General features: G+C 72.2%; 19 protein-coding genes and 1 tRNA gene. 13 read left to right on the top strand and 7 right to left on the bottom strand.

The window, feature by feature from the left end; genetic code table 11:
- Nucleotides 1–17: 17 nt before the first annotated feature.
- The gene (gene paaN, locus ACIHCM_RS05680) at nt 18–1709 is read left to right on the top strand and encodes a phenylacetic acid degradation protein PaaN (RefSeq protein ID WP_399889561.1); all 1692 of its coding nucleotides are present in this window, start codon (nt 18–20) and stop codon (nt 1707–1709) included.
- Between the two features lie 4 nt (nt 1710–1713).
- Here the strand turns inward: paaN and ACIHCM_RS05675 are convergent, their stop codons facing one another.
- Genes ACIHCM_RS05675 through ACIHCM_RS05665 form a run of 3 tightly spaced genes read right to left on the bottom strand, consistent with a single transcriptional unit; the run spans nt 1714 to nt 4489 of the window.
- Nucleotides 1714–2499: a TrmH family RNA methyltransferase gene (locus ACIHCM_RS05675; RefSeq protein ID WP_399889557.1), complete on the bottom strand. Its 786-nt coding sequence runs from the start codon at nt 2497–2499 to the stop codon at nt 1714–1716.
- Complete coding sequence (locus tag ACIHCM_RS05670; protein WP_399889554.1) at nt 2496–3722, bottom strand: HTTM domain-containing protein; 1227 nt, start codon at nt 3720–3722, stop codon at nt 2496–2498. Before ACIHCM_RS05670 ends, ACIHCM_RS05675 begins: the two co-directional genes overlap by 4 nt.
- Entirely contained in the window at nt 3719–4489 is a 771-nt protein-coding gene (locus tag ACIHCM_RS05665; RefSeq protein ID WP_399889551.1) for a DUF5819 family protein, read from the bottom strand. Before ACIHCM_RS05665 ends, ACIHCM_RS05670 begins: the two co-directional genes overlap by 4 nt.
- Nucleotides 4490–4724: 235 nt before the next feature.
- Here ACIHCM_RS05665 and paaA point away from each other — a divergent pair, with 235 nt between their 5' ends.
- The 6 genes from paaA to ACIHCM_RS05635 all read left to right on the top strand — a co-directional run bounded on the left by paaA (nt 4725) and on the right by ACIHCM_RS05635 (nt 9580).
- Nucleotides 4725–5723: a 1,2-phenylacetyl-CoA epoxidase subunit PaaA gene (gene paaA / locus ACIHCM_RS05660; protein WP_399889548.1), complete on the top strand. Its 999-nt coding sequence runs from the start codon at nt 4725–4727 to the stop codon at nt 5721–5723.
- Nucleotides 5720–6007: a 1,2-phenylacetyl-CoA epoxidase subunit PaaB gene (gene paaB / locus ACIHCM_RS05655; protein WP_399889545.1), complete on the top strand. Its 288-nt coding sequence runs from the start codon at nt 5720–5722 to the stop codon at nt 6005–6007. The genes paaA and paaB overlap by 4 nt, the downstream gene beginning before the upstream one ends.
- Nucleotides 6004–6723, top strand: a complete 720-nt coding sequence (gene paaC, locus ACIHCM_RS05650; protein ID WP_399889542.1) for a 1,2-phenylacetyl-CoA epoxidase subunit PaaC — start codon at nt 6004–6006, stop codon at nt 6721–6723. Before paaB ends, paaC begins: the two co-directional genes overlap by 4 nt.
- Nucleotides 6717–7253 carry a 1,2-phenylacetyl-CoA epoxidase subunit PaaD gene (gene paaD, locus ACIHCM_RS05645; RefSeq protein WP_399889540.1) on the top strand — a complete coding sequence of 179 codons (537 nt, stop codon included), beginning with the start codon at nt 6717–6719 and terminating at the stop codon, nt 7251–7253. Before paaC ends, paaD begins: the two co-directional genes overlap by 7 nt.
- Complete coding sequence (locus ACIHCM_RS05640; protein WP_399889537.1) at nt 7253–8311, top strand: 2Fe-2S iron-sulfur cluster-binding protein; 1059 nt, start codon at nt 7253–7255, stop codon at nt 8309–8311. Before paaD ends, ACIHCM_RS05640 begins: the two co-directional genes overlap by 1 nt.
- A 132-nt stretch (nt 8312–8443) precedes the next feature.
- Nucleotides 8444–9580, top strand: a complete 1137-nt coding sequence (locus ACIHCM_RS05635) for an acyl-CoA dehydrogenase family protein (protein ID WP_399889534.1) — start codon at nt 8444–8446, stop codon at nt 9578–9580.
- A gap of 320 nt (nt 9581–9900) precedes the next feature.
- Here ACIHCM_RS05635 and ACIHCM_RS05630 read toward each other — a convergent pair whose 3' ends face one another.
- From ACIHCM_RS05630 to ACIHCM_RS05620, 3 genes are all read right to left on the bottom strand, one after another.
- A complete protein-coding gene (locus ACIHCM_RS05630) occupies nt 9901–10245 on the bottom strand; it encodes a rhodanese-like domain-containing protein (protein ID WP_399889531.1) in 345 nt (114 codons plus the stop codon).
- A 57-nt stretch (nt 10246–10302) separates the two neighbouring features.
- Nucleotides 10303–11148: a hypothetical protein gene (locus ACIHCM_RS05625; RefSeq protein WP_399889528.1), complete on the bottom strand. Its 846-nt coding sequence runs from the start codon at nt 11146–11148 to the stop codon at nt 10303–10305.
- Between the two features lie 192 nt (nt 11149–11340).
- Nucleotides 11341–12801, bottom strand: a complete 1461-nt coding sequence (locus tag ACIHCM_RS05620) for a DUF2252 domain-containing protein (RefSeq protein WP_399889525.1) — start codon at nt 12799–12801, stop codon at nt 11341–11343.
- A 509-nt stretch (nt 12802–13310) separates the two neighbouring features.
- Here ACIHCM_RS05620 and ACIHCM_RS05615 point away from each other — a divergent pair.
- The 3 genes from ACIHCM_RS05615 (at nt 13311) to ACIHCM_RS05605 (ending at nt 16161) form a co-directional block, all read left to right on the top strand.
- Nucleotides 13311–13976, top strand: coding sequence for a histidine phosphatase family protein (locus ACIHCM_RS05615; RefSeq protein ID WP_399889522.1), 666 nt, complete (start codon nt 13311–13313; stop codon nt 13974–13976).
- A gap of 434 nt (nt 13977–14410) precedes the next feature.
- Nucleotides 14411–15064 carry a response regulator gene (locus ACIHCM_RS05610; RefSeq protein WP_399890557.1) on the top strand — a complete coding sequence of 218 codons (654 nt, stop codon included), beginning with the start codon at nt 14411–14413 and terminating at the stop codon, nt 15062–15064.
- Entirely contained in the window at nt 15061–16161 is a 1101-nt protein-coding gene (locus tag ACIHCM_RS05605; RefSeq protein ID WP_399889519.1) for a sensor histidine kinase, read from the top strand. Before ACIHCM_RS05610 ends, ACIHCM_RS05605 begins: the two co-directional genes overlap by 4 nt.
- Nucleotides 16162–16335: 174 nt before the next feature.
- Here the strand turns inward: ACIHCM_RS05605 and ACIHCM_RS05600 are convergent.
- Nucleotides 16336–16419: transfer RNA gene (locus ACIHCM_RS05600), tRNA-Leu, on the bottom strand.
- A gap of 420 nt (nt 16420–16839) precedes the next feature.
- Here ACIHCM_RS05600 and ACIHCM_RS05595 point away from each other — a divergent pair.
- From ACIHCM_RS05595 to ACIHCM_RS05585, 3 genes are all read left to right on the top strand, one after another.
- A complete protein-coding gene (locus ACIHCM_RS05595; protein ID WP_399889516.1) occupies nt 16840–17721 on the top strand; it encodes an FhaA domain-containing protein in 882 nt (293 codons plus the stop codon).
- A gap of 10 nt (nt 17722–17731) precedes the next feature.
- The gene (locus ACIHCM_RS05590; RefSeq protein ID WP_399889513.1) at nt 17732–18241 is read left to right on the top strand and encodes an FHA domain-containing protein; all 510 of its coding nucleotides are present in this window, start codon (nt 17732–17734) and stop codon (nt 18239–18241) included.
- Between the two features lie 140 nt (nt 18242–18381).
- Nucleotides 18382–19917 (top strand): Stp1/IreP family PP2C-type Ser/Thr phosphatase, encoded by a 1536-nt coding sequence (locus tag ACIHCM_RS05585; protein ID WP_399890554.1) that lies wholly within the window; start codon nt 18382–18384, stop codon nt 19915–19917.
- Nucleotides 19918–19936: the final 19 nt, after the last annotated feature.

Below are 19936 nucleotides of genomic sequence, written 5' to 3'. Positions count from 1 at the left end.
CGAGGAGTTGGTCCCGCATGGCCGCCGAACTCACCGCGCACGAGCTGATCGCCCAGCACCGGCCCACCCTCGACCAGGCGCTGGAAGCCATCCGCACACGCGCGTACTGGTCCCCGCACCCCGAGCACCCGAAGGCCTACGGGGAGAACGGCAGCCTGGACGCGGCCGCGGGCAAGGCCGCCTTCGACGCCCTGCTCGGCACCCGCCTCGATCTGGACCAGCCGGGCACAGACGACTGGGTGGGCGGCGAGGTCTCCCCGTACGGCCTCGATCTGGGCATCAGCTACCCGCACGCGGACGTCGACGTGCTGCTGCCCGCCATGCGGGCCGGGCAGCGCGCCTGGCGCGACGCGGGGCCGGAACTGCGCGCGATGGTCTGCCTGGAGATCCTCAAGCGGATCAGCGACCGGACGCACGAGTTCGCGCACGCGGTCATGCACACCTCCGGCCAGGCGTTCATGATGGCGTTCCAGGCGGGTGGCCCGCACGCGCAGGACCGCGGCATGGAAGCGGTGGCGTACGCGTACGTGGAGCAGGTCCGCACCCCCGACACCGCGGAGTGGACCAAGCCGCAGGGCAAGCGCGACCCGCTCGCGCTGACCAAGCGCTTCACGGCGGTCCCGCGCGGCATCGCCCTCATGATCGGCTGTAACACCTTCCCCACGTGGAACGGCTACCCGGGCCTGTTCGCCTCGCTCGCCACCGGCAACGCCGTCCTGGTGAAGCCCCACCCGCGCGCTGTGCTGCCGCTCGCGCTCACCGTGCAGGTCTCGCGCCAGGTGCTCACGGAGGCCGGCTTCGACCCGAACCTGGTCGCCCTGGCAGCCGAGCGGCCCGGTGAGGGCATCGCCAAGACCCTCGCCGTCCGCCCGGAGATCCGGATCATCGACTACACCGGCTCGACGGCGTTCGGCGACTGGCTGGAGGCCAACGCCCGTCAGGCGCAGGTCTACACCGAGAAGGCCGGCGTCAACACGGTGATCGTCGAGTCGACCGGCGACTACAAGGGGATGCTGTCCAACCTGGCGTTCTCGCTGTCGCTGTACAGCGGCCAGATGTGCACCACCCCCCAGAACCTTCTCATCCCCCGGGACGGCATCCGCACCGACCAGGGACCGAAGTCCTTCGACGAGGTGGCCGCCGACCTCGCCCAGGCCGTCGACGGCCTGCTGGGCGACGACGCGCGCGCGAACGCCCTGCTCGGCGCCATCGTCAACCCCGACGTCAAGGCCCGCCTGGAAGCCGCCGCCGGCCTCGGCGAAGTCGCACTCGCCTCCCGTGAGATCACCAACCCCGACTTCCCGGGTGCGGTGGTCCGCACGCCCGTGGTCGTGAAGCTGGACGGCGCCAAGCCGGACGACGAGGCCGCGTACATGAGCGAGTGCTTCGGCCCGGTCGCCTTCGCCGTCGCGGTCGACTCGGCGGCCGACGCGGTGGAGCTGCTGCGCCGGACCGTCCGGGAGAAGGGCGCGATGACCGTCGGGGCGTACACGACCGACGAGGACGTCGAGCGGGCGATCGAGGAGGCCTGCCTGGAAGAGGCCGCGCAGCTCTCGCTGAACCTGACCGGCGGGGTGTACGTCAACCAGACGGCCGCCTTCTCCGACTTCCACGGCTCGGGCGGCAACCCGGCGGCCAACTCGGCGCTCACCGACGGGGCGTTCGTGGCGAACCGGTTCCGCGTGGTGGAGGTACGCCGGGAGGCGTGACCTCTCAGGCCGCCGCGCCCCCGGTGGCGCTCCAGTGGTACAGCGTCATGGCCACGCTGGTCGCGAGGTTGTAGCTGGAGACCTGGGGGCGCATCGGCAACGCCACCAGATGGTCCGCACGCGCGCGTACGGACGCGCACAGGCCGCTGCGCTCCGAGCCGAAGGCGAGCAGGGCGTCGGCCGGCAGCTTCAGGCCACGGATGTCCTCGCCCTCCGGGTCGAGGGCGAACAGCGGGCCGGGCGGCAGCTCCCCCACGTCCAGCCGCTCCACGGCGGTCGCGAAGTGCAGCCCGGCGCCCCCACGGACGACCGTGGGATGCCAGGGGTCGAGCGTGCCCGTCGTGACCACGCCGGTCGCCCCGAAGCCGGCCGCGAGCCGGATCACGGCCCCCGCGTTGCCCAGGTTGCGCGGCTGGTCAAGGACCACGACGGGGGCGGTGCGGGGGGTGCGGGCCAGCGTCCGCAGATTGCCCTCGCGGGACGGCCGTACGGCCAGGGCGGCCACGGCGGTGGGGTGCGGGCGCGGCACCAGGGAGGCGTACACCGGCTCCGGGACCTCGGTGAGCAACGCGGCCAGCGGCTGCCGCAGGTCCGGAGCGAGCTCGTCGGCGAGGGCGAGCGTGGCCGCGCGGTCGGCGGTGACGGCGAGGGGCACCTCGGCGCCGAAGCGCAGGGCGTGCTTGAGGGCGTGGAAGCCGTCCAGCAGCACCGAGGTGCCGGCGAGCCGGTGCCAGTCGCTCACCAGCCGCTGCGCGGAGCCGCCGGTGCCGCTGTCCGCGGGGTCATTCATGCCGTGAAGCCTACGTGGGTCTGTTCGGTGTCCCCGTGCTGATCGGCGGTGTCCGGCGTCCGCTGGGCGGGCACCTTCGGCAGCACGCCCCGGGGCAGCCGTCCCCGCGCGCGTGCCGTCAAGCCGCCGAGGCGGCGCAGGAACGACGTCGGCAGGAAGACCGCGTCCGCCGCGATCATCGCCAGCGAGAAGAACGGCAGCCCGAGCACCACGGCGATCACGGCGTGCTCGATGATCATGGCAGTCAGCAGGACGTTCTTGACCCGCCGGTTGAGCAGTGTGAACGGGAAGGCGACCTGGACGATCACCGTCCCGTACGTCACGAGCATGACGATGGTGCCGCTGGCGGACATCAGGTCGGCCAGGGCGGGCCAGGGCGAGAAGTACTCGAGCTGCAGGGGGTAGTAGACGGCGGTGCCGTCCTGCCAGCGGGAGCCCTGGATCTTGTACCAGCCGGCCGTGGCGTAGATCAGGCAGGCCTCGGCCATGATCACGAACAGCGCGCCGTTGTGCAGGATGCTGGCGATCACGTCGAGCATGATCCGCGGCTCACCGGTGCGGGTGAGGCGCCCGGCGAACCACCACAGGCACTGCGCCACCCACGCGCCCCACAGCAGCGCCGGCACCAGCCAGTCGCCGTCCATCCGGCCGGCCGCGGTCACGACGGTCAGCACGAGCCCGAACACGCCCCACAGCAGCGGGCCCGTCCGATCGGTGACACGCTCCCCACGCGCGCGTGCCTCGCGCGTGCGGCGCGCACGGCGCGCGTCCAGCGACCACACCTGCCCGCACCGGGTGAAGACCAGGTAGATGCACATCAGGTGCAGGACGTTGTCGCCGCCGTCGCCCATGAAGACGCTGCGGTTCTGCAGCGAGAGCACACCGGCCATGAAGAGCACGGACATGGTGCGGGTCCGCCAGCCCAGCATCAGCAGCAGGCTGGAGAGCACACCGAGCGCGTAGACGGTCTCGAACCACAGCTGACCGTCGGACCACAGCAGGGCGGTGAAGGCGCCGTTCTGGCCGACCAGCTGCTCGGCCAGATCCCAGCCCCACGGGCCGTCGGGGCCGTACAGCTCGTGGCGGTGCGGGACCTCCCGCAGCAGGAACAGCAGCCAGGTCGCGGCGAAACCGATCCGGATCACGGCGGTCTGGTACGGGCCGAGGGCGGATCCGGTGACCCGGGCGATGCCACGGGAGACGGCCAGGGTGAAGCGGCTCACCGGGTGCCTCCCTCGGCCTCGTCACGCGGCACCGTCCACCAGGGCAGCTCCCGGTACACCGGCGCGAGCGAGATCCGCTCCTCGCTCCACGCGGGCGGGCGGACGGCGGTCGTCCGCGAGCGGATCTGGACCCGCTCGACGACGCCGCCCGGCCCGGCGGCCTCCGCGCGGTCCAGGCGCAGCACGACGATCCGGCGCACGTACGTCTCGCTCAGGGCGCCACGAAGTCCCGAGGGGCGGTTGCCGGCGTCGTGGGTGGCGGTGAAGAAGTCCCAGGCGCGGCGCAGCTCGTTCTGCTGGGTGTGGCTCGGCAGCGGATTGCCGTCGATGGCCTCGCCGTCCCGTGCGGACAGGTCGTACCAGCCGGTGACGCGGCTGCTGCCGTCACCCGTCCGGATCTGGGCACGGACCTGGACGGCGATGTTCTGCTGGAGCGGGTTGGGCGCGAACAGCTTCCAGTTCTGCTCGAACTCCGGGTAGATCCAGTCGTCGATCGCTTCGCTGTGCTGCTTGGTGACCGTGTTCGACGGGGCGACGTGCAGGAAGACCATCCCGATGTGCACACAGACGGCGATCGCCACGACGGCGAGGGCCAGCGCGACGCCGACCTGATAGCGCGGCGAGAGGGCGGCGACGCCGGTGCGGGACTCCGGCAGGGGCTCGCGCGCGTCAGGGGCTGCGCCCGGCTCGCCCCGCGCGTGCGGGTCGCTCGCCTCCCTGTCGTACGCCCCCCTGTCGTACGAATCCTTCGCGCCCTGCGCGTCCATTCCGCCCCGATTCCGTTCCCGATCCGGTCCACTCCGCCGCCGGCAGCCCCCTCGCACGCGAACGGTACTCAGGCCGACCCGTCGGGCACAGCCCCTTCGATCAGCTCGTCCACAGCCGCGCGGGGTTTTCCACAGCGGTTGACACCTTACGGCGCCCGTCCGACCATGGAATCGCACGAACCGAACGATCGGTCGGGAGCGTGCTCCGGACAGACCCACAGGTCGAGGGGGCCACATGGCGACAGCAGCCGCGCAGAGGACGGACCACACGGCATCGCACACCGACGGGGACAGCACCGCCGGGTACGAGCACGCCTTCGACGCCGCCGTGGCCGCCGAGGAGCGCATCGAGCCGCGTGACTGGATGCCCGACGCGTACCGGGCGACGCTGGTGAGGCAGATCGCCCAGCACGCGCACTCCGAGATCATCGGCATGCAGCCGGAGGCCAACTGGATCACCCGCGCGCCCTCGCTGCGCCGCAAGGCCATCCTGATGGCCAAGGTCCAGGACGAGGCCGGCCACGGGCTGTACCTGTACAGCGCGGCGGAGACCCTCGGCACCAGCCGCGACGAGCTCCTCGACAAGCTGCACAGCGGCCGCCAGAAGTACTCCTCGATCTTCAACTACCCGACCCTGACCTGGGCGGACGTCGGCGCGATCGGCTGGCTGGTGGACGGCGCCGCGATCACCAACCAGGTGCCGCTGTGCCGCTGCTCCTACGGTCCCTACGCGCGCGCGATGGTCCGTATCTGCAAGGAGGAGTCCTTCCACCAGCGCCAGGGGTACGAGCTGCTGCTCGCCCTCAGCCGCGGCACCCCCGAGCAGCACGCGATGGCGCAGGACGCGGTGGACCGCTGGTGGTGGCCGTCCCTGATGATGTTCGGCCCGCCCGACGACGAGTCGCAGCACTCGGCGCAGTCGATGACCTGGAAGATCAAGCGGCATTCGAACGACGAGCTGCGCCAGCGCTTCGTCGACATCTGCGTCCCCCAGGCCGAGTCCCTCGGCCTCACCCTCCCCGACCCGGACCTCCGGTGGAACGAGGAGCGCGGGCACCACGACTTCGGGGCGATCGACTGGACGGAGTTCTGGGACGTCCTCAAGGGCAACGGCCCGTGCAACGAGCAGCGCATCACCCAGCGCAGGCGGGCCCACGAGGAGGGCGCATGGGTTCGGGAGGCGGCCGCGGCGTACACGGTCAAGCACAGCGAGACGGGAGCAACGCGCGCATGACGAACACCGACTGGCCCCTGTGGGAGGTCTTCGTGCGCTCGCGCCGGGGCCTTTCCCACACCCACGCCGGGAGCCTGCACGCCCCCGACGCGGAGCTGGCCCTGCGCAACGCGCGCGATCTGTACACCCGGCGCGGTGAGGGCGTCTCCATCTGGGTCGTGCCCTCCGCCGCCGTCACGGCGTCCTCCCCGGACGAGAAGGACCCGTTCTTCGAGCCGGCCGCCGACAAGCCCTACCGCCATCCGACGTTCTACGAGATCCCCGAGGGGGTGCAGCACCTGTGACCACGACGGTTCCCACGACCGCCGCCCTCGCGCTGGGCGACGACGCCCTGGTGCTCTCCCACCGCCTGGGGGAGTGGGCCGGTCACGCCCCGGTCCTGGAGGAGGAGGTCGCCCTCGCCAATATCGCGCTGGACCTGCTCGGACAGGCCCGAGTGCTGTTGTCGCTGATCGGCGACGAGGACGAGCTGGCGTATCTGCGCGAGGAGCGCGCCTTCCGCAACCTCCAGCTGGTGGAGCAGCCGAACGGCGACTTCGCCCACACCATCGCCCGCCAGCTGTACTTCTCGACCTACCAGCACCTGTTGTACGGCGAACTGGCCATCGGCGACGGCCCCTTCGCCCCGCTCGCCGCGAAGGCCGTCAAGGAGGTCGCCTACCACCGCGACCACGCCCAGCAGTGGACCCTCCGGCTCGGGGACGGCACGGACGAGAGCCATGAGCGCATGACGCGGGCCTGCGCGTCGCTGTGGCGGTTCACCGGCGAGATGTTCCAGCCCCTGGAGGGGCTGGACGTGGACGGCGAGCAGCTGGAGGCGGCCTGGCTGGAGTCGATCGGCGAGGTACTGCACCGCGCCACGCTCACGGTCCCCGAGGGGCCGCGGTCGGGGGCGTGGAGTGCGGGCGCGGGCCGGCAGGGCCTGCACACCGAGTCGTTCGGGCGGATGCTCGCCGAGATGCAGCATCTGCACCGCAGCCACCCGGGGGCGTCATGGTGACCACCACCGCCCTGGAGGAGGAGCTCATCGCGATCGCCGGCTCGGTGCCCGATCCCGAGCTGCCGGTCCTCACCCTGCGCGAGCTCGGCGTCCTGCGCGCGTTGCACCTGCGCGGCGAGGACGCGGTCGACGTCGAGCTGACCCCGACGTACACGGGCTGCCCCGCCATCGAGGCCATGTCCCTGGACATAGAGCGGGCGCTGCACGAGCACGGGGTACGGGAGGTCACCGTGCGCACGGTGCTCACGCCGCCCTGGTCGACCGACGACATCACCCCCGAAGGCCGCCGCAAGCTGCGGGAGTTCGGCATCGCCCCACCCCGGGTGCGCGCGGAGTCCGGGCCGGTGCCGCTGGCGCTGGGCCCGACGCGCACGGTCACCGAGGACCCGGTCACCGCGGAACCCGTGCGCTGCCCGCGCTGCGGCTCCGCCGGCACCGAGTTGCTGAGCCGCTTCTCCTCCACGGCGTGCAAGGCGCTGCGCCGTTGCCTGGCCTGCCGTGAACCGTTCGACCACTTCAAGGAGTTGTGATGGCCCGCTTCCACACGCTCCGGGTGACCGCGGTCGACCGGCTCACCGACGACTCCGTGGCCGTGACGCTCGCGGTCCCCGAGGAGCTGTGCGAGGAGTTCCGGTACGCGCCCGGGCAGCACATCGCCCTGCGGCGGACGGTCGACGGCGTCGACATCCGGCGGACGTACTCGATCTGCTCCCCGGCACCGCGGGATGGCGCGGGGCCGCGTGCTCTGCGGGTAGGCGTGCGGCTGGTGGAAGGCGGGGCCTTCTCCACGTACGCGCTGAAGGAGATCAACATCGGCGACGAGCTGGAGGTGATGACACCGGCCGGCCGCTTCACCCTCGACCCCGCGCCCGGGCTCTACGCCGCGATCGTCGGCGGCAGTGGCATCACACCCGTGCTGTCGATCGCGACGACACTGCTGACGTGCGAGCCCGCGGCCCGGTTCTGCCTGATCCGCAGCGACCGGACGTCCGCCTCGACGATGTTCCTGGAGGAGGTCGCCGACCTGAAGGACCGCTTCCCCGAGCGGTTCCAGCTGGTGACGGTGCTCTCCCGGGAGGAGCAGCAGGCGGGTCTGCCGTCCGGACGGCTGGACAGGGAGCGGCTCACGGGACTGCTTCCGGCGCTGCTGCCGATGGCCGACGTGGCGGGCTGGTTCCTGTGCGGGCCGTACGGGCTGGTGCAGGAGGCCGAGCGGGCGCTGCGCGGACTCGAGGTGCCGCGCGGCCGTATCCACGAGGAGATCTTCCATGTGGACGCGGCTCCGGCGGCCGCCCCGGCGGCCACGCCCGCCCACAGCACGGTGACCGCGCGGCTCGACGGCCGCGGCGGGACCTGGCCGGTCCAGGCCGGTGAATCGCTGCTGGAGACGGTGCTGCGCAACCGTGCTGACGCGCCCTACGCCTGCAAGGGCGGGGTGTGCGGCACCTGCCGGGCATTCCTGGTCTCCGGAGAGGTGCGGATGGACCGCAACTTCGCGCTGGAACGCGAGGAGACGGAGGCGGGCTATGTGCTGGCCTGCCAGTCGCATCCGGTGACGGAGAAGGTGGAGCTGGACTTCGACCGATGAGCCGGCTCCGGACGCCTGCGCCGGCTCCTTGCGGGGCAGCCACCCGGGGCGTCCGGGCCCATTCCCTTCTCCTAGAACCTGTTCTATCTTGACGCTCCGTCAGACAGCCGGAGCCGCCGGGAGGACAGGACCGTGGACTTCACCTTCACCGAGGAGCAGCAGGCGGCGGCCGAGGCGGCACGGGGGGTGTTCGCCGACGTCGCACCGGACACGGTGCCGAGCCCCACGCTGTCCAGGGGCGCCGTGGCCGACGACTTCGACCGCGCCCTGTGGGGCAGGCTCGCCGACGCGGATCTGCTGGGCCTGCTGCTCGACCCGGAGTTCGGCGGTGCGGGCCTCGACCCCGTCGCGCTGTGTCTGATGCTGCGCGAGGCGGGGAAGGTGCTGGCGCGGGTGCCGCTGCTCGAGAGCAGCGCCGCGCTGGCGGCCGTACAGGCCTACGGCGGTGCGGAGTTGAAGTCGGCGCTGCTCGCACGGGCCGGCCGGGGCGAGGTCGTGCTGACCGTCGCCGCGCAGGGACGCACCGGCGGCCACGATCCCGCCGAGCAGGCGGTGACCGCTCGCCCGGACGGGGAGGGCTGGGTCCTGGACGGGGTGCAGACCGCGGTGCCGTGGGTGTACGACGCCGACTTCACCGTCGTACCGGCGCACACCGGCGCCGACCGGAGCGTGCTCGCCCTCGTCCCCCGGGGACACGAAGGTGCCCGGCCGGCCGAGCAGTTCGCGACCAACGGCGAGCGGCTCGGGGAGCTGCGGCTGGAGTCGGCGCGCGTGCCGGAGGAGTACGTCATCGTGGCCGACGGCGCCTGGGAATGGCTGCGGGAGCTCTTGACGACCGGGACATGTGCGCTGGCGCTGGGGCTCGGGGAGCGGGTGCTGCGGATGACCGGCGAGTACACCGGGAAGCGGGAGCAGTTCGGCCACCCGATCGCGACGTTCCAGGCCGTCGCCGTGCAGGCCGCCGACCGCTACATCGACCTGCGGGCGATGGAGGCGACGCTGTGGCAGGCGGCGTGGCGAATCAGCTCGGGAGCGCCGGGGGCGTTGCCCGCCGCCGGGGATGTGGCGGTCGCCAAGATCTGGGCGGCGGAGGGGGTACGGCGGGTGGTGCAGACCGCACAGCATCTGCACGGCGGCTTCGGGGCCGACGTCGACTACCCGCTGCACCGGTACCACGCCTGGGCCAAGCATCTCGAACTGTCCCTCGGCCCGGCGGCGGCGCACGAGGAGGCCTTGGGCGATCTGCTGGCGGCACACGCACCGGGCTGAAGCCCCTGAGCGCCGTCAAGGGGCGGCAGGGCGACACGGGGGCGCCGAGCAGCAGGACGCGTGCGACGCCCCTTACAGAGCCGATGCCCTGCGGAGCCGCACCGGGGCCACGCGGCGTCGCTCACCGCTGGCCGGGGCCGCCGCTCAAGCTCACGCCCGAACGACGACGCGCAGCCCATCACACGCGGGCTCGACCCCCCTGCCCTCTGCTCAAGCTCACGCCCGACCGACGAGGCCCCGGCCGCCACGGGCAGCCCGGACCGCTGCCCCGGCCCGGCCTCACGCCTGGACGACCGCCTCCCGGCCGCCACGGGCAGCCCCTAGACCACTGCCCCCGGCTCCCCGGCGTCCGTGACCACCGGTCGTCCGGTCGCCTGCCACGCCTCCATGCCGCCTGCGACATTCACGGCGTCGATGCCCTGCTGGTTGAGGTACATCGCGACCTGCGCCGAACGGCCGCCGGAGCGGCAGATCACATGGACGCGGCCGTCCCGCGGGGCGGCCTCGGTCAGCTCGCCGTACCGGGCCACGAACTCGCTCATGGGAAGGTGCAGCGCCCTCGCGGCGTGGCCCGCCTGCCACTCCTCGTCCTCACGGACGTCCAGCAGGAAGTCGTCGTCCTTGAGGTCGGTGACCCCGACCGTGGGAACAGCTCCGAAATTCATGGTCCCGACGCTACCCGAACCGCCCCCGGCGACGGGAGGACAGCCTGGCCGGACCGATCACTGGTCGATCAGCGACGCCAGTTCCGCCTCACGCCCCGCGACCTCCCTCAGCAGCTGCTCGGCGATCTCGTCGAGCAGGCGGTCCGGGTCGTCCGGCGCCAGCCGGAGCATGGAGCCGATGGCGCCCTCCTCCAGCTCCCGGGCGACGACCGTGAGCAGTTCCTTTCGCTGGGCCAGCCACTCCAGCCGGGCGTACAGCTCCTCGCTGCGGCTCGGGCGGTGCTCCTCGGGCACCGGTCCGGCGGCCCACTCCTCGGACAGCTCGCGCAGCAGGGCCTCGTCGCCGCGGGCGTAGGCGGTGTTCACGCGGGTCATGAACTCCTCACGCCGCTTCCGCTCGCCCTCCTCCTGCCCGAGGTCGGGGTGGGCCTTACGGGCCAGGTCGCGGTAGAGGCGGCGGGCCTCCTCGCTCGGGCGCACCCGCTGCGGGGGCCGGACCGGCTGGTCCGTGAGCATGGCGGCGGCCTCGGGGAACAGGCCGTCGCCGTCCATCCAGCCGTGGAACAGCTCCTCCACGGAGGGCATGGGCAGCACCCGCGCCCGCAGCTCCTGTGCGCGGCGCACGTCCTCGGGGTCGCCGCTCCGGGCCGCCTTCGCCTCGGCTATCCGCGCGTCCAGCTCTTCGAGGCGGGCGTACATCGGTCCGAGCTTCTGGTGGTGCAGCCGGGAGAAGTTCTCGATCTCGACCCGGAAGGTCTCCACCGCGATCTCGTACTCGATCAGCGCCTGCTCGGCCGCCCGCACGGCCCGCTCCAGCCGCTCCTCGGGCCGGGGCGCGCCGTCCTCGGGCGTCGCCCGCGCCTCACCGGCGACACCACCCTGCTCAGCTTCCGGGGTCGTCACCCGACCAGCGTAGGCCACACCGCGTCCGCCTTCGGAGCATCGGCCTCACACCTCGTGCCGGGCCGATGACTCCCGCGACTGACGCCCGCGACTGACTCACGCGACTGACTCACGCGAAGTCGCCGGCCTCGCAGGGGCTCGGCGTACTTCACCGCGTGCTCCTCAAGGGGCCCACCACGTCCGCCACGTCGCTCACACCGCCGTCTCCGCCGCGATCCTCCCTGCCCGCACCGCCGTCACCAGCGCAGAGTGATCGGCCTCGGTCCGGTCGGCGTACGCGACGGAGAACGTGGCGATCGCTTCGTCCAGCTCCTCGTTCTTGCCGCAGTAACCGGAGATCAGGCGCGGGTCGGCGCTGTGGGAGTGGGCGCGGGCCAGCAGCGCGCCGGTCATGCGGGCGTAGTCGTCGAGCTGGTCGGCGGAGAGCGCCGCGGGGTCCACGCTGCCCTTGCGGTTGCGGAACTGGCGGACCTGGAAGGGGCGGCCCTCGACGGTCGTCCAGCCCAGCAGGATGTCGCTGACGACCTGCATCCGCTTCTGCCCGAGGACCACCCGCCGGCCCTCGTGATCGACAGGCTGCGTCTCGAACCCGGCCGTCCGCAGATGCGGCAGCAGTGCCGAGTCGCGTGCCTCCTTCACCTGGAGGATCAGCGCCTCACCGCGGTGGTCCAGCAGCAGGACGACGTACGAACGCAGGCCGACGCTGCCCGTGCCGACGATGCGGAACGCCACGTCGTGCACCGCGTGCCGGGACAGCAGCGGCAGCCGGTCCTCCGACAGCGTCGTCAGATACTCCTCCAGCGACGCCGCCACCGCCGCCGCCTCGGCGTCCGGGACGCGGCGAAGCACGGGCAGCGCGTCCACGAACCGCCGGCCGCCCTCCTCGGCCGGCTCGGTCGACCGGGCCGCGAACCGCCCGCTGGTGTTGGCCCGCGCCTTCTCCGAGACCCTCTCGAGCGTGCCGAGCAGATCGTGGGCGTCGGTGTGGGAGACCAGCTCCTCGTCCGCGATGGCGTTCCACGCGTCGAGCACCGGGAGCTTGGCCAGCAGCCGCATGGTGCGGCGGTAGGCGCCGGCCGCGTCATGGGCGGCCGCCCGGCAGGTGTCCTCGTCGGCGCCCGCCGCCCGGCCCGCGAGCACCAGCGAGGCGGCGAGCCGCTTGAGGTCCCACTCCCAGGGGCCGTGCACCGTCTCGTCGAAGTCGTTCAGGTCGATGACCAGGCCGCCTCGGGCGTCGCCGTACAGGCCGAAGTTGGCCGCGTGCGCGTCGCCGCAGATCTGGGCGCGGATGCGGGTCATGGGGGTGCGGGCGAGGTCGTACGCCATGAGGCCCGCGGCTCCGCGCAGGAAGGCGAACGGCGTGGCCACCATCCTGCCCACCCTTATCGGCGTGAGCCCGGGAATCCGGCCCTGGTTGGACTCCTCGACCGCGGCCACCGCGTCCGGCCTCGCGCCGTCGACGTCGAGGGTGGCGTGGGCGCGCCTCGGGACCCGCTCGCGCAGGGCCTTCCCCTCCGCCTTCGGCGAGCGCGCGCCCTCGGCCGACCGCTCGGCGAAGCCCCGCACCCGCGGAATCCGCACCGCCCCGGAACCCGCATCCCGCACACCGGCCTCGGTCACCACGACCGCCTCCCCCGTGACTCGCCCGAACATCAACTCGTGCCGACCGTACAACCGCTCGCCGCATCCCGTCAGACCCTGTGGACAACTCCCCACCTGTGGAAAACCACCGAAGCGGGACCGCGTAATGATCCGAGCCCTGGCACCCCCCCGGACCAGCCCCGGCCTCACCCCCGCCCACCCCGCCCACCCCACCGAGCCCCACCGACCCGCCGAGCCACATTGCCCCGCCCAGCCACACCGTCCCGGCCGGCCGCCCCGCCCACCGGCGGACACGTGCCCCCCGGTCGGCGGGGTAGGTCCGGCCACCTGCCGGATGGTTGAACCGGCACGCTTCCTGGAGTCTTGTAGCCAAGTGCCGCGGTCGCCCTCGATCTCCCTCAGGGCTTGCGTGATCCACATGATCCATATCGTGGTGCCATCCGGCGGACCCGCTCATCCCCGCGCGGCCCGCCGGAGTGTATGTTCAGCGGCCGCCAGCCTGCCGGCTTGATCGCACAACCGCCCGGCAGTGTCGCGTACCGATCGGACAAGGAGGTCGGATGGTGACTGTGCGAGTGACGATGCTGTGCATGACCGGCGCGGACGGCAGCGACGGCCCGGTCTTCGGAGACGGCGCCCTGAACGACTGCGGACGGTGGGACGTGGACGCCAGGGTCACGGAAACCCTCCTTCCGGCTTACTCACTGGCGCTCCGGGCGCCCTCCACCCCCTGTGCACGGGCCGCCGAGGCCCTCGCGATCACGGCCAGGCCCGAGAGCGCCCTGCGCGACCTCGACTACGGCAGCTGGTACGGCCGCCGGCATGAGGACGTCGTGGCCGAAGACCCCCTCGGCTTCTCCGCCTGGCTGACGGATCCCGACGCAGCGCCCCACGGGGGCGAGTCCGTCGCCGGGCTCTGCCGTCGGACGGCGGGGTGGCTGAGTTCTCTCCCTACCGGCACGGGCCGCATACTCGCGATCACCGAGGCCGCCGTCGTCCGTGCCGCACTGGTCCACGCCCTGTCCGCACCTGCACGCGCCTTCTGGCACCTCGGGGTTCCGCCCCTGTCCGCGGTCACACTGACCCTGCGCGACGGCTGCTGGAACGCCCGGCCCGGCCGCATGGCCATCCCGCACCAACAGCAGCCGGCCGACCACTCCACCTCCGTCGCGGCACCGGCCACGCGGGCAAGCGGAAGGTATCCGGCGCTCCTGGTCCGGCCCTGACCCCGGGCCCTTGTCGTCACTGGACCGCGTGAACCACGTGACCTGACCCGGAAAACCGGGCTCCCGCCCGGACGGCCGTCCCCGCCCCGACGCAGCGCAGCTCCCGCCCCGACGGCCACCCAGCCCCGCCCCAGCGCAGCTCCCGCCCCGACGCCAGCCCGCGCACCACCGCCCCACCGCCGGACACTCGTCCGACCCCACGCACGTCCACGACGACCCCACCGACCGACGTCCGCGGCGACCCCACCGACGCCTACGCGCCCCCACCCACGTCCACGACGCCCCCTCTCCATCCACGACGCTCCCACCAGCGCCTACGCCACCCCCCACCCCCCTCCTCGCCACCCCACCGCCCCCCACGACCCCCGCCCAGCGGCGGAGCCGCCCTCGACGTGGTACGAATCGGACAGTGGTCCGATATGGCTGGAGCACACGTGATCCGGGTACTGGTGGTCGACGACGAAGCCCTGATCCGCACGGGCTTCCAGCGCATCCTCGACGCCGCCGACGGCATCGAGGTCGTTGGGGCGGTGTCCGGCGGTCAGGCCCTGCGGACGGTGCGCGAGACATGCCCCGACGTCGTACTGCTGGACATCCGGATGCCCGACGTGGACGGCCTCACCGTCCTGAGCCACATTCGTGAACTGCCGGAACCTCCCGTGGTGGCCATGCTGACCACGTTCGACATGGACGAGTACGTCGAGACGGCACTGCGCTCGGGCGCCGCCGGCTTCCTCCTCAAGGACACCGACCCCGAGGCGCTGCCGCTCGCGGTGCGGAGCCTGGCCGGCGGCGGCACGGTGCTGTCGTCCAAGGTGACGCGGGTGGTGGTGGAGGGCTACCTGAGCGCCGGGGCGCAGGAGCACCCGCCGCAGCTCCTCAAGCGCCTGACCGACCGTGAACGCGAGGTGCTCGTCCTCATCGCCGAGGGCCTGTCGAACGCCGACATCGCGACCCGGATGCACCTGAGCACCGGCACGGTCAAGGACCACGTCAGCGCGATCCTCACCAAGCTGGAGGTGAGCGGCCGGGTCCAGGCCGCCCTCTTCGCCCAACGGGCCGGACTGCTCACCAGGGGACCGGGATGACCCGCCGCCCGCCCCCGCTGCTCCTGGACGCCCTGGCGGTGGGCCTGGCCCTCCTCGACGTCTGGGTCCACTGGGAAGCCGAGGAGCCGTGGCGGACGGCCTGCGCCATGGCAGCCGCCGCCGCCCTGCTGCTGCGCCGCCGCCGACCGCTGCTGACCTTCGCCCTGACCCTGCCGGCCGTCCTGCTGTCCGACGCGCTCTTCGCGTGCCTGGTCGCGCTGTACACGCTCGCCTCCCTCAGCCGCAGTCGGGCGTTGCTGGTCCTGTGCGCCCTGATCTACACGGTCAGCGACGCGACGTTCGTGCCGACGCTGAATCTCGATCTGACCGAGCCCTCGACCCTGATCAGGCTCGGCTACACCGCCGCGACGGCGGCCGCCGCCGTGTTCCTGGGGCAGCTCGTGCAGACCCGGCGCGACCTGTCGCTGAAACTGACCGAGATCTCCCAGGCACGAGACCATCAGCAGCTGCTGACCGCGCAGGCCGTCCTGGCGAAGGAACGCGCCCAGCTCGCGCGGGAGATGCACGACGTCGTCTCCCACCAGGTCGGGCTGATCGCCGTGCGTGCCGGAGCGCTGCAGGTCGGAACGAGCGATCCGGAGGCCAGGGAGGCCGCCGCGACGATCAGGCGACTGAGTGTGCAGACGCTCGACGAGCTGCGCCACATGGTCGCCGTCCTGCGCGCCTCCGGTGGCCACCCGACGGAACTGACCCCGCAACCGGCCCTCACCGACCTCCGGAAGCTGGCCGACGGCTGCGGTATCGAGACCGAGCTCAGGACGGACCTTCCCGAAGATCTTCCGCCCACCGTCCAGCGAGCGGTCTACCGCACGGTCCAGGAAGCCCTGACCAACACCCGCAAACACGCCCCCGGCGCCACCGCCCGCATCGACCTGCGCCATGCCGACGGCCGCGTCCGCGTCCGGGTCACCAACACCGCGCCGACCCGGCCGGCCCTGCCCCTCCCCAGCGCACACCACGGTTTGATCGGTCTCCGCCAGCGCACCGAACTGCTCGGCGGCACCATGACCTCGGGCCCGACGAGCGACGGCGGTTACGAGGTCTGCGTGGTGCTCCCGGCGGAGGCCGCGCCCTGAGCCCGTACGAGACCCTGCTCGGCGGCAGCCCACGGCGCGTAGCTGGAGAGGGCGTTGGCGTCGGCTCGTGAGATAGATCACGAGCAGGCTCGTCACGCGGCGTCAGCAAACAGAGAAACGGGCCCCCGCCGTGACTTCCGTCACTTGCGGAGACCCGTCTCATCGGTATCTCTGTGCGCGAGGGGGGAGTTGAACCCCCACGCCCTTGCGGGCACTGGAACCTGAATCCAGCGCGTCTGCCTATTCCGCCACCCGCGCATTGGGTGTGTCTCCGGCCCCGTCCCCTTGGGGTTGGCGCCTTCCGACACCCAGAACATTAGCACGCTGGATGGGGTGGGTTCACATCCCTTATCCAGGGCAGGGGCACCCCCACACCGGCACGCCGAGCGGCCGGAGGACCGCCGCACGTATCAACCTCGTACCGGTCCGGGCCGTCTGCCCAGGAGCCGGACCGAGTCCACAGTCCGGTGCGGGACACTTGTTTGCGACCCCCTCTACGATCCATGCCAGAAGTTCGAAGGGGAGCGCCACAGGGAACTTCGTCAGGCGTCGGCATCCGTCGACACCCGTCGACCGGGCTGACAGGGGGAACCAGCCGATTAACCGGGGCGTGGATACGATCAGTAAGCAGTACCGGGTAGGCAGTACACAGGACGGCAACACCGGAGGAGGTGCCCCATGGGAGTCCTGAAGAAGTTCGAGCAGCGTCTCGAAGGTCTGGTCAACGGCACCTTCGCCAAGGTGTTCAAGTCCGAGGTACAGCCCGTGGAGATCGCGGGCGCGCTCCAGCGCGAGTGCGACAACAACGCGACCATCTGGAACCGCGACCGCACGGTCGTGCCCAACGACTTCATCGTGGAGCTGAGCGCCCCGGACTTCGAGCGCCTCAGCCCCTACTCCGGCCAGCTCGGCGACGAGCTGGCCGGCATGGTCCGCGACTACGCGAAGCAGCAGCGCTACACGTTCATGGGCCCGATCAAGGTCCACCTGGAGAAGGCCGACGACCTGGACACCGGTCTGTACCGGGTGCGCAGCCGTACGCTCGCCTCCTCCACCAGCCAGCAGGCACCGGGCTCCGCGCCCGGCGGTGCCCGCCCCGCCGGTGCCGCCGGTGGCTACGGGTACCCGCCGGCCGGCGCCCCGGCGCAGCCCGCGGGCGCTCCCCCCATGCCCTCGGCACCGCCGCCCGGCGCCCGCCCGGGCGGGTACGGCTATCCCCAGCCGGCCCAGCCCGCCGCCCAGCGTCCCGGGGCCGCGCCCGGCGCCGCCCCTGGCTCCCGGACCAGGTACTGGATCGAGATCAACGGCACCCGCCACCAGATCTCCCGCCAGACGCTGGTCCTGGGCCGCAGCACCGACGCCGACGTGCGGATCGACGACCCCGGCGTGTCCCGCCGGCACTGCGAGATCCGGACCGGAACGCCCTCGACGATCCAGGATCTCGGATCCACCAACGGCATCGTGGTGGACGGGCAGCACACCACCCGCGCTACGCTCCGCGACGGCTCGCGGATCGTCGTGGGCAGCACCACCGTTATCTATAGGCAAGCCGAAGGGTGATCCGGGGGCAATGTCAGAGCTGACCCTCACGGTCATGCGGCTGGGTTTCCTGGCCGTACTGTGGCTGTTCGTGATCGTGGCCGTGCAGGTCATCCGCAGCGATCTGTTCGGTACGCGCGTCACACAGCGCGGATCCCGACGGGACGCGAACCGGGCGCAGCAGGCCACGCGCCAGGCGCCTCCGCAGCAGCGCCAGCAACCGGCCGGCGGCCGGGGGCGGCGCAACGCCCCCACCAAACTCGTGGTGACCGAGGGCACACTCACCGGCACCACCGTCGCCCTCCAGTCCCAGACCATCACCCTGGGCCGGGCGCACGACAGCACGATCGTGCTGGACGACGACTACGCCTCCAGCCGGCATGCCAGGATCTACCCGGACCGGGACGGTCAGTGGATCGTCGAGGACCTCGGGTCCACCAACGGCACCTATCTCGACCGGACCCGCCTCACGACCCCCACGCCGATCGCGCTGGGCGCACCGATCCGCATCGGCAAGACCGTCATCGAGCTGCGGAAGTAGTGCTACATCATGAATGAGCGCGAGCGGAGCGAGCACGCAGCGGCGGTCCACACCCGGGGCCCCGGCGCGCTCCCGACCGGAGGGTGGGCAGTGTGGCTCGACACGATCGGCTGTACCCGGAGCCGACGGGCGAGGTGCGCATGAGTCTGTCACTGCGCTTCGCCGCCGGTTCGCACAAAGGCATGATCCGCGAGGGCAACGAGGACTCCGGATACGCCGGTCCGCGCCTGCTCGCCATCGCCGACGGCATGGGCGGCGCCGCGGCCGGCGAGGTCGCCTCCTCCGAGGCGATCTCCACCATCGTCCAGCTCGACGACGACATCCCCGGCTCCGACGTCCTCACCTCGCTCGGCGCGGCCGTCCAGCGCGCCAACGACCAGCTGCGCCAGATGGTCGAGGAGGACCCGTCGCTCGAGGGCATGGGCACCACCCTCACCGCCCTGCTGTGGACCGGTCAGCGGCTCGGCCTGGTGCACGTGGGCGACTCGCGCGCGTACCTGCTCCGCGACGGTGTCCTCACGCAGATCACCCAGGACCACACGTGGGTGCAGCGCCTCGTCGACGAGGGCCGGATCACCGAGGAGGAGGCCACCACCCACCCGCAGCGCTCCCTGCTGATGCGGGCCCTCGGCAGCGGTGACCACGTCGAGCCCGATCTGTCGATCCGCGAGGTGCGGGCCGGCGACCGCTATCTGATCTGCTCCGACGGCCTGTCCGGCGTCGTCTCCCACCAGACGATGGAGGAGACCCTCGCCAGCTACCAGGGCCCGCAGGAGACCGTTCAGCAGCTGATCGAGCTGGCACTGCGCGGCGGCGGCCCCGACAACATCACCGTGATCGTCGCGGACGTCCTCGACCTCGACACCGGTGACACCCTCGCCGGCCAGCTGTCCGACACCCCGGTCGTGGTCGGAGCGGTCGCCGAGAACCAGAACCACCTGCACGACAACGGCATCATGCAGACCCCGGCCGGCCGTGCCGCGGGCCTCGGCCGCCAGGTGCCCGGGCAGGGCGGCGGGGGCGGCGAGTTCGGCCCGCCCGGCTCCGGCGACACCACCGGCTACATCCCGGCGGACGGCTTCGGCGGCTACAGCGACGACGACTTCGTCAAGCCGCGGCCCCGGCGCCGCTGGCTGAAGAGGTCCTTCTACACCGTCCTCGCGCTGGCCGTCATCGGTGGCGGTCTGTACGGCGGCTACCGCTGGACGCAGACCCAGTACTACGTCGGCACCAACGACGAGCACGTCGCGCTGTACCGGGGCATCAGCCAGGACCTGGCCTGGGTCTCGTTGTCGAAGGTCGAGAAGGACCACCCCGAGATCGAACTCAAGTACCTGCCGCCCTACCAGCAGAAGCTGGTCGAGGCCACGATCGCCGAGGGCGGGCTGAAGAACGCCCAGGCGAAGATCGACGAGCTGGGCGTGCAGGCCTCCGCGTGCAAGAAGGAGGCGCAGCGACGCGCCGCCGAGAGCGAGAACAGCGCGCGGACCGGCCAGGGCGAGGCCGGCGGTACCACGGGAACCACCCGCACCTCCTTCACGTCCAAGGCCACGCCGACCCCGTCGGCCACCGGATCCCCGTCCCCGACCCAGTCCGCGACCGCGCCCACTCCCAGCCCCGGCCCCAGCCTCTCGGAGGAAGAGCAGAAGGTCGTCTCGCTGTGCGGTAAGCAGTAGGCAAGCCGTGAGAGGCCCC

This window comes from Streptomyces sp. NPDC052023 (assembly GCF_044548465.1).
In the GTDB taxonomy this organism is placed as follows: Bacteria; Actinomycetota; Actinomycetes; order Streptomycetales; family Streptomycetaceae; genus Streptomyces.
The sequence above is the reverse complement of the archived record's forward strand: the minus strand, read 5'-3'. Positions and strand labels throughout refer to the sequence as shown.